At 50.3% G+C, this 13,956-nt stretch carries 10 protein-coding genes; 1 reads left to right on the top strand and 9 read right to left on the bottom strand.

The genetic code is table 11. The features are described 5' to 3' along the window. Positions 1 to 18: 18 nt before the first annotated feature. From D0B88_RS17685 to kdpF, 7 genes are all read right to left on the bottom strand, one after another. Complete coding sequence (locus D0B88_RS17685; protein ID WP_225318443.1) at positions 19 to 1,053, bottom strand: FAD:protein FMN transferase; 1,035 nt, start codon at positions 1,051 to 1,053, stop codon at positions 19 to 21. A 69-nt stretch (positions 1,054 to 1,122) separates the two neighbouring features. Further along, the gene (locus D0B88_RS17680) at positions 1,123 to 1,809 is read right to left on the bottom strand and encodes a response regulator (RefSeq protein WP_151058801.1); all 687 of its coding nucleotides are present in this window, start codon (positions 1,807 to 1,809) and stop codon (positions 1,123 to 1,125) included. Positions 1,810 to 1,839: 30 nt separating this feature from the next. Continuing rightward, entirely contained in the window at positions 1,840 to 4,500 is a 2,661-nt protein-coding gene (locus D0B88_RS17675) for a sensor histidine kinase KdpD (RefSeq protein ID WP_151058799.1), read from the bottom strand. Positions 4,501 to 4,519: 19 nt separating this feature from the next. Further along, positions 4,520 to 5,107 (bottom strand): potassium-transporting ATPase subunit KdpC, encoded by a 588-nt coding sequence (gene kdpC, locus D0B88_RS17670; RefSeq protein ID WP_151058797.1) that lies wholly within the window; start codon positions 5,105 to 5,107, stop codon positions 4,520 to 4,522. Between the two features lie 51 nt (positions 5,108 to 5,158). After that, positions 5,159 to 7,243, bottom strand: coding sequence for a potassium-transporting ATPase subunit KdpB (gene kdpB, locus D0B88_RS17665; RefSeq protein ID WP_151058795.1), 2,085 nt, complete (start codon positions 7,241 to 7,243; stop codon positions 5,159 to 5,161). Next, positions 7,240 to 8,979, bottom strand: a complete 1,740-nt coding sequence (gene kdpA / locus D0B88_RS17660) for a potassium-transporting ATPase subunit KdpA (protein ID WP_151058793.1) — start codon at positions 8,977 to 8,979, stop codon at positions 7,240 to 7,242. The genes kdpB and kdpA overlap by 4 nt, the downstream gene beginning before the upstream one ends. Before the next feature lie 3 nt (positions 8,980 to 8,982). After that, a complete protein-coding gene (gene kdpF, locus D0B88_RS19300) occupies positions 8,983 to 9,075 on the bottom strand; it encodes a K(+)-transporting ATPase subunit F (RefSeq protein WP_081489706.1) in 93 nt (30 codons plus the stop codon). Between the two features lie 264 nt (positions 9,076 to 9,339). On the opposite strand from kdpF, the gene dauA reads away from it, so the two are divergent. Next, positions 9,340 to 11,067 carry a C4-dicarboxylic acid transporter DauA gene (gene dauA / locus D0B88_RS17650; RefSeq protein ID WP_151058790.1) on the top strand — a complete coding sequence of 576 codons (1,728 nt, stop codon included), beginning with the start codon at positions 9,340 to 9,342 and terminating at the stop codon, positions 11,065 to 11,067. Here dauA and eptB read toward each other — a convergent pair. Then, positions 11,023 to 12,720 carry a kdo(2)-lipid A phosphoethanolamine 7''-transferase gene (eptB, locus tag D0B88_RS17645; protein ID WP_151058788.1) on the bottom strand — a complete coding sequence of 566 codons (1,698 nt, stop codon included), beginning with the start codon at positions 12,718 to 12,720 and terminating at the stop codon, positions 11,023 to 11,025. The two genes, dauA and eptB, sit on opposite strands and share 45 nt — an antisense overlap. A 114-nt stretch (positions 12,721 to 12,834) precedes the next feature. Then, complete coding sequence (gene rdgC, locus D0B88_RS17640) at positions 12,835 to 13,752, bottom strand: recombination-associated protein RdgC (RefSeq protein WP_151058786.1); 918 nt, start codon at positions 13,750 to 13,752, stop codon at positions 12,835 to 12,837. Positions 13,753 to 13,956 lie beyond the last annotated feature (204 nt).

Genomic DNA, 13,956 nt, shown 5'->3' with positions numbered 1-13,956 from the left:
GAAGAATCCTGTTGGCTATTAAGGGTTTTTAAAACTAATTCCACTCATTGTTTTCAGAGCATCCGATTCGGTTTCAATCAGCTGGTCGCCTTCCTGATCGATAAACAATACCGCGAGATTTTGTGCATTGGCCACTTTTAAACCTTCGCGGCTACCCAGACAGGAAAATGCAGTAGACCAGGCGTCGCCCAGTGTGGCATCAGGGTGGAGAATGGTGACAGACACCGTGTTGTGTTCAACGGGTTTGCCACTGCGCGCATCCAGAATATGGCTGTAGCGTTTGCCATTGTCATCAAAAAAGTGACGATAGGTTCCCGAGCTGATCAGTGACATGGGTTCGCCGGAATCGAAGCTCACAATTTTATGCATTTTGCGCTCATTGGGCAGGGGTTTTTCCAGTGCAATACGCCATGCTTCGTCGTCGGTTTTTTTACCTTGAATTTTTAATTCGCCACCGATTTCCACCAGATAATTTTGTACGCCAAATTGCTCCAGAATTTTTACCATGCGTTCAACTGCATAACCCTGACCGATGGAAGAAACATCGATACGCAAATTGGGAAGTTGTTTGCGCAGCTGTGTAGTGTTGACGGTTTCCAAATTATCCAAACCGATGCTGGCGAGCGCCACACCTAATGCATCTTCACTCGGCGGTGTGAATACATCATTTTTAAAACCCCATAAATCAAACAGCGGTTTGATGGTGAGATCGTAACAGCCATTGCTGGCGCGATGCACAGTGCGTGCGATTTCAACAAGCTCCACCAATTCGGCATCCACGGTTTGGGCCTCGGTAGTTTTTTGCGCGTTAAATTGTTCAATCACCGAATCATCGCGGTAGTTAGACAATACCTTATCCATGCGCGCCAGTTCTTCGCTGATGGCAGTTTCAATTTTCTCCACCGGCAGATTGCTGTCGGTGGGTAATTCAAAGGTAAGGTTGTAGGTTGTGCCCTGTGCAAAACCTTCAATTTTGCTCATTTCGGGTTTAGGGCTGCAGCTGATGATAAAAAAACTGGTCGCAAGCAGTGCGAGCTGGGGGATAAAACGCATAGTCATAAATCCGGTAGTGGGTGTGACTAACGTTTCGGTTTTGCGCTGTACGATTTATCGCGGTGCAATTTATCGCGGAGCAAAGAGTAAACGGTAGCCAACACCAGCTTCAGTTTTGAGGTACTTGGGTTCGGCTGGGTCTTCTCCCAGTTTCTGCCGCAAGTGGCTGACTATTATACGCAAATAATGGGAATCTTCCTGATGCGTTGGCCCCCAAATTTCCTGTAATAACTGGGTTTGAGTAATTACGCAATTGGGCACTTTGGCGAGTTTGGAGAGCACTGCATATTCTTTGGGGGTGAGGTCGACGGGGTTGTTGTCAGTTTTGACGAGGCGTTTGCCTAAATCGATATGCAAATAACCGTCGTCTAGAATTTGTGCGCTCTGCTGCTTAATATGGTCGCGTAGGTTAGCGCGGACACGGGCGAGAAACTCTTCAATGCTAAAAGGTTTGGTCACATAGTCTTGCGCGCCTGCGTCGAGCAGTTGCACTTTTTCTTTGTCACTGTTGCGCACCGAGAGCACAATTACCGGCACTGCCGACCAGCTGCGTAATTCGCGCAGCAGTGTTTGCCCGTCCATATCGGGCAGGCCTAAATCTAGCACGACTAAATCCGGTTGCTGGCGAACAATACAGGCGAGACCCTGTTCACCATTTTCTGCCTCGCTAATGTCGTAACCTTCGCTCTTTAGTGCGATACGCAACATGCGCCGGATTTGATTTTCATCGTCGATGACCAGAATTTTTGCGCTCATCACAAATGCTCGTGCTTTTTCATAGGCAGTTTATTTCTGGTTCAATGGTAGCGGAATTTCTACCAAAAAGCGCGTGCCGGTTTTTTGTGAACCTTCCAGTGCCGTTACGCTGCCACCGTGGGCGGCGATCATACCTTTGCAAATAGCCAAGCCCATGCCGGTATTATTTTTCTTGTGGTCACCATCGGATACTACATAAAACATATCAAAAATTTTCTCGCGCAGATCTTCAGGAATTCCAGGCCCCTTATCTTCAATGTTAATGGTACAGATATCATTAATTTGTTCGAGTGTGACAGTGATTTTTTCGCCGGGCGGAGTAAATTTTGCGGCATTCTCCAGAATATTAAACACAGCTTGTTCGATTAAGGCTGCATGTGCATAGAGCAGCGGTGCAGTGCCATTCACGCGAAATTCAATCAAGGCTTCCGGGCTGTAACGTTTTAAGCGGGTGAGGGCGCTGCCGATAATATCACTGGCGGAAACCCAGTCGCGCTCAATTTTTAAGGTGCCGTGGCCGAGGCGAGTCATATCCAACAGGTTTTGGATATAGCGGTCAAGGCGGCGACTCTCTTGCAAAATCGTATCGATTAATTCACTGCGGTCTTCGATGCTGAGCTGTTGATCTAATAACCGCAAGCTGTCGGCAGCGCCAATCATGGCTGAAAGCGGTGAGCGCAAATCATGCGAAACGGACGAGAGCAGTGCTGAACGCAGCTGTTCGATTTCTGCTTTTACCCGCGCAGACTCCAAATCTTTGGTGAGGTAGATGCGTTGCCATGCGTTGGCCGCCTGTTGGGTCATGGCGTTGATGATATCCAGATCATAAGCGGAGAGACTGGTTTTTTCATTGTGCAAACGTACCAATATTGCGGCGACAGTTTTATTATTTTTAGCGATAGGAAAACAGCTCCAGCTGGATTTACTTAGTGTGTCGCTAAAACGCCCGGAGGCCGCTGCTTGTTTGCGTGTCCATTCAATGGCGGCCATATCCAGTTCGGTGAATTTTTCGCTGCGCGTTGGAAACGTATAGAAAGTATTATCTTTATTAAATTGCACGATGCAGGTTTCTGCCAGCAGCGAACTGTTGAGTTCTTTCGTCAATGCTTGCCATAGCGCGCTTTGGTCGTCGGCAACAGCAAATTGTTCGGCGAGCCGTTGCAGGGACTCCGAGTAGCGATTGGATTCGGCGAGTAATAAAAATTGGCGGCGAATACGTGAGGCGGCGGGGCCACAGACCAAACCAATCACGACTAAAAATACTAACCGCGTGATATCGTCTTGATTGTGCACTGTCAGTGTGTGTAAGGGTTCAGTGAGGAAAAAATTAAAACTTAAAAAAGAAACAACTGCCGATGCAACTGCCGGAGCGGCGCCAAATCGCAGACCGCTGATAATCACGGCGACTACATAAATTAATACCAGATTGTCCGGGTGTAGCCAGCTTTTTGCTAAAACTGCCACTAGGGTGGCGACTGCGACACCAAGAATACTGAGTAAATAACCGCGCGCACTCGGCAAGAATTTTTCTGCAGGTTGAATAAAATGATTAACGCGGCTGTGCTGATCCGGGTCGCGGTAGACACTCACCTCCAGCCCCAAACCACTGTTAATCAAACGCTGATAAAGTGGTTTTCGCCAGCGCCATTTGCGTGTGCCTGAGCCTACCAGAACAGTGTTGATGCGCTCTTCACGAATAAACGGAATAATGGTTTGCCAGGTGCTGGGGCCGCGCAGTATTTCTGTGCGTGCACCGAGTTCCTGCGCCAGTGTCATGGCCGATTGCAAGCGCGCTTTGTCTTGCTGTAGTTGCACCTGGCCAGTGTCCACCCATACCACCAACCAATTCATGCCGCGTTTTTCTGCAAGGCGACGCCCGATGCGAATTAAATACTCATGCGCGCTGCGGTTGGAAATTAATACCAACAACTTGTCGTTAATAACGAGATGTTGTTGTTCACCGCGTGAATCGAGCCTGGTTTTGAGCGAGTCATCCACGTGCTCGATAACAATTTTCATCGCCAATTCGCGCAGTGCGGTTAAATTGGCTGGTGAAAAAAAACCTTCCAGCGCGGAGCGTGCGTATTCTGCAACATAGACTTTTCCCTGTTGCAACCGCTCGATCAGGTTTTGCGGAGGTAAATCGATAAAGACAATTTCATGAGCTTGATCAATAAACGAATCGGGCACCGTTTCTTGCACGCGTACGCCGGTAATTTGCAGCACTAGATCATTTAAGCTTTCGATGTGCTGCACATTGAGTGTGGTGTAAACATTGATTCCCGCTTTAAGTAATTCGGCAATATCTTGATAGCGACGCTTGTGGCGGCTGCCGGGCACATTGGTGTGCGCGAGTTCATCTACCAGAATAATTTTTGGCCGTAGCGCGAGCGCGGCATCCACATCAAATTCCGTGAGTTGTTGATTTTGGTAGTGAATGGTTTTGCGCGGCAATAGGGTACAGCCTTGCAATAAGGCTTCGGTTTCGGCGCGCCCGTGCGTCTCCACCAAGCCCACACACACTGCTGTGCCCTGCTGCTGTAATTCTTTCGCTGCATTGAGCATGGCGCAGGTTTTACCTACGCCGGGCGCCGCGCCTAAAAATATTTTTAACTGCCCACCGCCTTGCTGCTGCACTGTTTTGAGCAGCGCATCGGCTTGTTGGTGACGCTGTGTTTGTTCATCGTTCATGGCAAATGTTATCTACTGATTAGCGCGGGGCAAGTTGATCTAGCCCGAGATTTAATAAAAGCACATTAACACGCGCTTGTCCGAAAATTCCCCATTGTTTTTGTTCGGTATTGTTCGCGATTAATTGCGCAACCTCTGCTTCGCTGATACCTCGCGCTCGCGCAACCCGCGCGATTTGTATTTCTGCAGCAGCAGGGGAGATGTGTGGATCAACCCCGGAGCCGGAGGCGCTGATTAAGTCTACCGGGATGTGCGCAGCACTAATCTGCTCGCGCGCTTGAATCGCGCTGCTATCGGCCAATGCGCGCTCGCGCAGTACCGGGTTGCTCGGTGCGAGATTGCTTCCGCCAGTCGCTGTTGGATCATTGTTGGCAGCGCTGGGGCGGCCATGAAAATAACCCGCGCCGCTAAAATTCTGGGCAATCAATACTGAGCCGCGTGTCTCGCCCTTGTGTTCGAGTAAGCTGCCCTTGGCTTGATAGGGAAACAACAGCTCGCCGAGTGTGGTGATGCTGGTGGAATACAGGATTCCGCACAGCGCTAACATCAGCAAACAAAAACGCAAGCCGATAAAAAATTGTTGGGAAAAACTGAGTGAAAAATTCATCGTAAACCTCAATGGCATAAAGGGCTGTGGTGCAATTACATCAACGGCGCCTTACATTAACGGCGTCAGCATCACATCCAATAATTTGATCGCAATAAACGGTAAGACGACACCGCCTAAACCGTACACCAGCATATTGTTGCGCAGTAATTTTTCCGCGCTAATCGCCCGCAGGTTGACGCCTTTTAGCGCGAGTGGAATGAGTGCCGGAATAATCAGCGCGTTAAAAATTAGCGCGGCGAGCACGGCACTTTGCGGGCTGTGCAACTGCATAAAATTCAGTGCGCCGATACTGGGAATCGCGGCGATAAAAATCGCGGGCACTATCGCAAAATATTTTGCTACATCGTTGGCGAGTGAAAAGGTGGTGAGTGCGCCGCGCGTCATCAGCAATTGTTTGCCTACTTCTACCACTGCGAGCAATTTGGCCGGGTCAGAATCCAAATCCACCATATTGCCCGCTTCACGCGCGGCTTGAGTACCGGAGTTCATCGCGAGGCCAACATCCGCTTGCGCGAGTGCAGGAGCGTCGTTAGTGCCGTCGCCTACCATCGCGACCAGTCGGCCTTTGGCTTGCTCGGCGCGGATCAACGCGAGTTTGTCTTCCGGTTTTGCCTCAGCGATAAAGTCATCTACTCCGGCTTCGGCGGCTATTGCACCCGCGGTGATAGGGTTATCGCCGGTGACCATAATTGTGCGTACACCCAGTGCGCGCAACCGGGCAAAACGTTCAGCGATACCGGGTTTGATCACATCGCTCAAGGCCACTACACCGAGGATGGCGGTGTTGCTCGCGACCACCAGCGGCGTACCGCCAGTTTGCGCGACCTGATTAATGAGACCCTGCAAACTGCCCGGTACAAACAGATCGTAACCCTCTGCCCAGCGGCTTACCGCTGTGCCCGCGCCTTTGACAAATTCGCGCGCACTCTTGCCCTGCTCACCTTCGGTTTGGCCATCACTTGCGGGCAGACTTAAACCCGACAGGCGGGTTTCGGCGGAGAAGGGTGAAAAGACCGCATCGCTTGGCAAGCTGGGTAACTGAAACCCGCGATTTTCGGCCAGCTTGAGGATGGATTTGCCTTCGGGCGTTGGGTCTTGCAGCGAGCTGTAAACGGCGGCTTCCAGCAAGTCTTGTTCGCTGGTTCCCGCCACCGGCAAAAAGCGCGTGGCTTGGCGATCGCCAAAGGTGATGGTGCCGGTTTTGTCGAGCATGAGTGTGTCTATATCGCCCGCGACTTCCACGGCCTTACCGGATTTGGCGACTATATTGGCGGCCAGCGCCCGGTTCATTCCGGCGATACCAATTGCAGGTAGAAGCCCGCCGATGGTGGTGGGAATCAGGCAAACCAGCAACGCGATGAGCATGGTGTTATCCAGATTCACGCCCATAAAACCGGCCATAGCGGGCAGGCTGGCCACGGCGATTAAGAACACCAACGTCAGCGCCGCAAGCAAAACGGTGAGCGCCAATTCGTTGGGGGTTTTCTGGCGTTTGGCGCCTTCCACCAAACCGATCATGCGGTCAAGAAAACTCTCGCCCGGTTCGGTGGTGATGGCCACGACTATCTCGCCGCTCAACACTTTGGTACCGCCGATAACGCCCGAGTGATCGGTACCGGCTTCGCGCAATACCGGTGCCGATTCACCGGTCACGGCTGATTCATTAATGCTGGCCACGCCCTCGATAATCTCGCCATCGGCAGGTACATAGTTACCCGCGCTTACCAGTACTTTATCGCCCTTGCGCAGTTCGGTGGCGGGAATGGTTTTAGTGATACGCCCATGATTATCTAACCGCTCGGCCATCAGATCGCGGCGTGCTGAACGCAGGCTGGTGGCTTGCCCGCGTCCGCGCGCTTCCGCAATCGCCTCGGCGAGATTGGCAAACCAGATGGTAAATAGCAGGATCAATGCGCAAGTCAGTTCAAAACCAAAACTGGCACCGGCGAATAATCGTTGCAAGGTGATACCGGCGCTTAAAAGGGTGCCGATCAGCACCACAAACATCACCGGATTTTTACTGGCGCTGCGTGGATTGAGTTTTTTTACGGCGATCCAGCAAGCGGAGGCGAGTTGGCTTTGGTCGAGCGCAGGCGCTGTTTTTTGGGATTTTTTGATAGTCGAATTCTTCATTTGGCAGCCCCTGAATGTTGAGCCAGTTGCAGTGCTTCGCCAATCGGGCCAAGCACCATGGAGGGCAGGAAGGAGAGGAAGTTGAGTAGCAGAATCACCGTCACCAGCGTCAGGCAAAAGGTGGTGCTGCCGATATTCAAACTGGCGCTGGATTCCGGCGCGACACGTTTGCGCGCGAGATATCCGGCAATCATCAGCGGGATAAACAGCGGCAAGTAGCGACCCAATGCCAGGCACAAACTGGTGCTCAAATTCCACCAGGGTGTGTTATCGCTCAACCCTTCAAACCCCGAACCGTTATTGGCAAAGGCGGAGACGTATTCGTAAATCACTTGGGAGATACCGTGAAAACCCGGGTTGCTGGTGCCGGTGATAGACGGGATTGCCAGCGTGATGGCGGTTAGCCCAAGAATGCACAAACTGGGCAACACAATCAGCACGCCGAGCAGACGAATTTCCGGTGTCTCCAGCTTGCGCCCGAAGATTTCCGGCGTGCGCCCGATCATCAAACCGGCTAGGAATACAGTGATCCACACATACACCATAAAATTCACAAAGCCGCAGCCAATTCCGCCCCAGATGGCGTTGATTAGCATGCCCGCGCGCGTCACTAAACCTGCAATCGGGTTGAGTGAATCGTGCATCGCATTCACCGAACCGTTGGAGGTTTGGGTGGTAAGTGTCGCCCAGAGTGCGGAGGCATCGGCGCCAAAGCGAACCTCTTTACCTTCCATGTTCACATCAGTTGCGCTGAGTCCGCTAAAGGCCGCATTGGGTTGGCGCTCGCTGTAAACGCTGGCGCTGATGCAGGCGATACTGAGTATTCCCATCGCCGCCAAAGACATCAAAGTAAAACGACGGCTGCGCAGCAGATAGCCCGCCATAAACACCACCGCCATGGGGATAAGCACCAGCGCCATGGTTTCCAGCGCATTGCTTAGCGGCGTGGGGTTTTCCAGTGGATTGGTACTGTTAGGCCCGAACCAGCCGCCGCCATTGGTGCCGAGTTGTTTGATCGCCACCATCGCTGCGACTGGCCCGCGCGGGATTGTCTGTTCAACACTGGCTGACTCGAGCGTGGTGCCTGATTCAAGTGTGGTGATTGTCGCCGCACCCTCATAGCTACTCGGCACACCTTGCCACGTCAGCAAGAGCGCGAGAATAGAGGCAGCGGGAACTAATACGCGCACCACGGCGCGGGTCACATCCACATAATAATTGCCCAGATCCCGCTCTTCGCCTTCAGCGGCAGTGTCTTTATTGTTTCCCCCAAGCAGCCCCCGCAATACCGCAAGGCAAATTGCCAAACCCATCGCCGGAGTCACAAATTGCAGGGTCACAATCGCCACCGATTGCGAGAAATAACTCAGCTGCGCTTGCCCTGAATAATGTTGCTGATTGGTATTGGTGATAAAGGATACGGCGGTGTGCAACGCCAGATCCCAGCTTAGTGGACCTATACCATCAGGATTTAACGGCAGGCGATGCTGAAATAAAAACAACAAAAAAGCGGCGATAAACAGCAAAAAATTGCTCAGCAGAAACGCACTGCCGTAGGTTTTCCAATTCATGCCGCGCGCCGCATTAATCCCTAAAAGGCGATAAAGCGTTTTCTCGATAGGTAAAAAAAACCGGTCGCTGGCGTGAGGCTGCGCAGAGAAAATTCCCGCCATATAAATCCCCAGCGGCCACGCCAGCATCAAGCTGGCAACAACAATCAGCGTAATTTCCAGCATGGCTTACTCCTGAAATTTTTCAGGTGCGACCATGGCCACACACAAGTAGATGGAGAGCGCTATAACAATCAACAACAGCAACGTATTCACGGGCATAACCTCATCTGTTAACGAGGAGATCAGGTTAGGGAAAACGCGCGTAAAGAATCGAGTGGGGAAGAAGCGAGGGGCGTAAAGAAGTTGTAAAGTCGGTTTATCCATTGCATCAGCTATGCTGACAGTGATGAGTGTCCATACTGGATGAGTAATTAAAAATAGCGAACGTGGATTCTGGCGTTAGTTTTGCAAAGTAATTTGCCACCAACCACGGTTGCCATTCGACGACAAAAATCCGCATCAAGATTTTGAAAAAGGATTCCCATGCCCCATCGCGCCCATTTGTTTTCCCTGCGACTTGGCCACGCCTTGCGCGAGGCGTGCATCACTGAACATTATGGTGCGCCGCGCTTCACCCGCGATTTATTAGCGGGCATCACCGTTGGCATTATTGCGATTCCACTGGCGATGGCACTCGCCATCGCCAGCGGTGTGCCGCCGCAATACGGTTTGTATACCGCCATCATCGCCGGGTTTTTAATTCCGCTGCTGGGCGGCTCGCGGTTTAGTATTTCTGGCCCTACGGCGGCGTTTGTCGTGATCCTTTATCCCATCGCGCAAAAATATGGTTTGGGTGGCTTGCTGGTGGCCAGTGTGATGGCTGGTGGAATTTTGGTGGTGATGGCACTGCTGCGCTTGGGGCGTTTGATTGAATATATTCCTGAAGCGGTAACGCTTGGTTTTACCGCCGGTATTGCGGTGGTGATTGCGACCTTGCAAATAAAAGATTTTTTTGGTTTGCAATTGCCCGATATGCCCGAACACTATTTGGAAAAGCTCTGGTTGTTAATACAAAGCTTGCCGGATTTTTATTGGCCGAGTTTTGTTGTCGCTGCCGCGACGCTCGCCATCATGCTGTTGTGGCCGTTATTAAAGTTGCCTGTGCCACCGCATTTGCCCGCGCTGATTGTCGGCACTCTGGTCGCTGTAGTGTTGAATCAATCCGGCTTTGATGTGGACACAATTGGCTCGCGTTTTTCTTATACGCTGGCCGACGGTAGCACCGGTTTGGGTATTCCACCGCAGCTGCCGCAATTTGAATGGCCCTGGCTGCAGGCCGGTGCAAATGGCGAATCGATTCAATGGAATTTGCGCGTGGTGCAGGATTTACTCGCCGCTGCCTTTGCGATTGCCATGCTCGGCGCGATTGAATCCTTATTGTGTGCGGTAGTGTTGGATGGCATGAGCGGCAAACGCCACAGTGCCAATAGCGAATTATTGGGGCAGGGTATTGCCAATATCATCACACCATTTTTCGGTGGCATTACCGCCACTGCTGCACTTGCGCGTTCGGCAGCGAGTATTAAGGCGGGCGCGGAATCGCCAGTGGCGGGCATGATCCATGCGTTAGTGGTCTTACTGGGGTTGGTTGCGCTCGCGCCGCTGCTCGCTTATTTACCAATGCCTGCCATGGCGGCGCTGTTGGTGATGGTGGCTTGGGGAATGAGTGAAGCGCATAAAGCGGTGCACTTAATTAAAACCGCACCGCGCGGTGATGTTTGGGTTTTTATCACCTGTTTTGCGTTAACGGTATTGTTCGATATGGTGATCGCGATTACTGCCGGTATTGTGTTAGCGGCGCTGCTGTTTATGAAAGAAATTGCGGCCATGACCCATGTGGATGATGTGACAGGTGATGGACGAATTGATGGTAAACAACTACCGGAAAACTGGCGGGCGTTCAGTATTAGCGGGCCATTATTTTTTGCCGCCGCTGATCGCGTTTTTGGAGAGCTTTCAACGCTCTGCACCGAACAGCAACATATTATCCTCTCGTTAAAAGAAGTATCGCTACTGGATGCGGGTGGCTTGTCGGCGTTGAATAAACTGATCGCCAAATGCGAAAAAAATAATACCGAATTAATTCTGACTGATATTCCCAAACAGCCACTGAGTACACTGGCGCACGCCAATATCAAACCGATAAAAGGCGTGCTGCGTTTTTATTTAACGCTGGCTGAGGCCAGAAGAGTGGTTGTCGAAGGCCATTGATTTTGGGTTGTCGCCGCACCAGTTATTTTGCGTGTTGATACCACCGTCGGGCGACGAGTAGCCCATGCAGCCGAGCAGGCTATCGAAAATTTGTTCATGATGTGGATTGAAATTATTTTCTTCACGCTTTTTCAGATTGGAAAATAGCACTTGATGTTGCGGTTGTGCAATAAACTTATCCGATGCCCAAACAATAAAAGGAACGCGAAATTGTTCGGGGGGCGCCATCTCTTTGGGGGTGGCGTGGAAGTGTTGGTTTTCCTCGATAGATTCGCCGTGATCTGGAACATAAAACACTAGTGCATTTTTATTGCGCAATTTATCGAATACATTTTTCAGCATGTAATCAACGTACAGCACAGAGTTATCAAATGAGTTGATCAATTGCTGTTTGGTGCAACTATCATCTATGTCCATACATTCCGGTGTGAAGTTTGCAAAGTCTCGCGTATGACGCTGGCTATAAAGGTGATGAGATCCTTTTGTGTGCAATATGATTAGGTGTTTTCCCTGTAGGTGCTTGCTAATGGATCGCTCCATTTGAGCTACTAATAACATGTCATCAATAGGATGTTTGCTGTAAGCATATTCCGCCGCAACTACTTCACGGATTTCGTAGCGATTAGCATCCAGGCTTGAATAAAACCAGGCTTCGCTTTGCATGGCAAATAATTCTGAGGTAAACCCTAATTTACGCAGCACGGCAAATACATTGCGCTCTTTGAGCGTGCGTTGGGCATCGTCTTCAGTACCATTTTCGCGTACAAACATGCAGCGTAGTGAAAGTTTTGTTGCTGTGTCGCATGAGGTGCCACGCATTGCAATCAGGTTGGGTTCTTGTGCGAGCAGCGGAGTTGTGCTGCGCTCGTAACCAAATAGCCCCATATGATCCCAGCGCGTGGTTTCACCAATCACAAATACCACAAATAAATCATCAAGTGCGGGTGTTGCTTGATAGGTGAAGTGTTTGCTTGGGTCATACAACTTTTGATTGCTGGTGCTTTCTTTGCCGAGTTGATGTAGGTAAATACTGAGGCTGGCGATCCAGTTGGTCGGTAAATAAGAGTGAGCAATAATGCCGCCAGTGCTGGCCGTATATTGATTGTTTTTACGTGCGTGATCTTCTGTGATGGCAATAATGGTTTTGATGCTGACATTAAATGCCACTAGTGCGCCTAGTATGGGTAAACAACTTTTGGCAATAGATTTAATTCCCATGTTGCTGTAGGTGGTATTGGTTAATTTGGTAAACCACAGCCACACACAGGGAGCTAATCCCGTGAGCACAAGCCACAGGAAAAATGTGTAACCTACCACTTCACTGTTTAAGTCAGTATCGAATGTTAGCGTGGAAACAATGGCACCGTAGCCAATCACCACATTGAAAAATGTCATGTAGTAACTTGCTGCAGCAGATACAAGCAAGGTAAAGCTTGAAAAAAATTTATAACCAGTCTGCCCGAATAAGCTGAAAAAACGGACAAGTAAATAACACAGCGAAAATAATGCTAGGGCAGATAAAAGCGCAGAGCTTGTCTGAAGCCAGCCTCCTGCACAATTGCGAATAAGAACCGGGCTATTGAGTATTAGCCCAATGTAAACACTCAGTGCTATCGTTACCTGATGCTGACTGAAATGGGGGAAAAAGGTCATTATTATTATCCAGTAAATAGGGAAGTGCCTGATCTTCCCCTCGACTTGTAATGATGTTTAATTGCTATATGACTTTGCAAACCATTAATGGGGGCTCACTAATTCAGTCAGGTACTAATTATCTAACATTGAATCAGCTTCACCACCAAAGGCTGCCAGCAACGCGGAGATAAAGTTTTTTAACTCCATCGCCATAATCGCGAAGTCGGCATCAAATTGCTCCGCTTTGCTTTCCGGGTTACGTTCGTTGGCTTTGTCGCTAATCACATCTTCAAACTTCAAGCGCTTCACTGCGACTTGATCATCGATAATGCAGCTGATGGATTCTTTCCACACCAGCGCGATTTTGCTTACGTGCATTCCGCTTTCCAAATGATTGCGGATTTCGCTTGCGGTTAAATCCTGTTTTTTACAGCGGACTACGCGGCCATCTTTTGCGGCTTGTAGTTCAACCTCTTCACCCAATTCAAACTGGTGCGGTGCTTCGCTCTCACGCAACCAATGGGTCATGACCTGGGTGGGAATATTTTTGGGTGCGATAGGTAAACAGCGCAAACTGCCCAGTGCTTCGCGCAATTTGCTAAGCAAATCTTCCGCGCGTTTTGCAGATGAAGAATTCACCACAATCAGCCCTTCCTGCGGCGCGATATAGGCGTAATCCAGCGACGAACGGGTAAAGGCGCGCGGTAGCAGCGAAAAAATAATTTCGTCTTTTAACGTGTCGCGCTCTTTGCGACCAACCGGGCGCGATTCGGCGTCTTTAATCGCTTGTACCTTTTCCTCCAGCTGTTCTTTGATCACGCCACCGGGCAGAATTTTTTCCTGCTTCTTAGCGCAAATCATCACGTAACCGTTAGTCACGTGTACAAACTCACTGCCGTGACGCCCCAGCGGTGGTTCAAAACCATAGCGCATTGGGTCCAGGTTGCCGCAGGGGTTAAAACAAAATTCGGCAAGCTTTTCATTTAATTCTTCAGCGGAAATAGTCCACTGTTCGGTGAGACGATACAAACGTAAATTTTTAAACCACATGGAAAATCCGTTAACAAATTAACAGTGAATAATGGGGTGCTTGTAAAGCTTATCGAAGCTGATGAAGCAGGAGTTGCGGAGGTGTTTCTGAGACCGTCGGAGACATGGACGACCCACACGGATGTGGGAAGTGCCGCAATTTGTATGGAACAAATGCGGCTGTCGACGGCGAGCCTCCAGGGAAGGATTTACGGCGTGTCTCGG

The sequence above is a fragment of the Cellvibrio sp. KY-YJ-3 genome, from assembly GCF_008806955.1.
GTDB lineage: Bacteria > Pseudomonadota > Gammaproteobacteria > Pseudomonadales > Cellvibrionaceae > Cellvibrio.
Note: the sequence above shows the minus strand (reverse complement) of the source record. Positions and strands in the feature narration are given on the sequence as shown.

Bases quoted from the DNA above. Each gene is read 5' to 3' on its own strand.
- D0B88_RS17685 (WP_225318443.1), bottom strand. From the start codon at position 1,053: ATGCGTTTTATCCCCCAGCTCGCACTGCTTGCGACCAGTTTTTTTATC.
- D0B88_RS17680 (WP_151058801.1), bottom strand. From the start codon at position 1,809: ATGAGCGCAAAAATTCTGGTCATCGACGATGAAAATCAAATCCGGCGC.
- D0B88_RS17675 (WP_151058799.1), bottom strand. From the start codon at position 4,500: ATGAACGATGAACAAACACAGCGTCACCAACAAGCCGATGCGCTGCTC.
- kdpC (WP_151058797.1), bottom strand. From the start codon at position 5,107: ATGAATTTTTCACTCAGTTTTTCCCAACAATTTTTTATCGGCTTGCGT.
- kdpB (WP_151058795.1), bottom strand. From the start codon at position 7,243: ATGAAGAATTCGACTATCAAAAAATCCCAAAAAACAGCGCCTGCGCTC.
- kdpA (WP_151058793.1), bottom strand. From the start codon at position 8,979: ATGCTGGAAATTACGCTGATTGTTGTTGCCAGCTTGATGCTGGCGTGG.
- kdpF (WP_081489706.1), bottom strand. From the start codon at position 9,075: ATGCCCGTGAATACGTTGCTGTTGTTGATTGTTATAGCGCTCTCCATC.
- dauA (WP_151058790.1), top strand. From the start codon at position 9,340: ATGCCCCATCGCGCCCATTTGTTTTCCCTGCGACTTGGCCACGCCTTG.
- eptB (WP_151058788.1), bottom strand. From the start codon at position 12,720: ATGACCTTTTTCCCCCATTTCAGTCAGCATCAGGTAACGATAGCACTG.
- rdgC (WP_151058786.1), bottom strand. From the start codon at position 13,752: ATGTGGTTTAAAAATTTACGTTTGTATCGTCTCACCGAACAGTGGACT.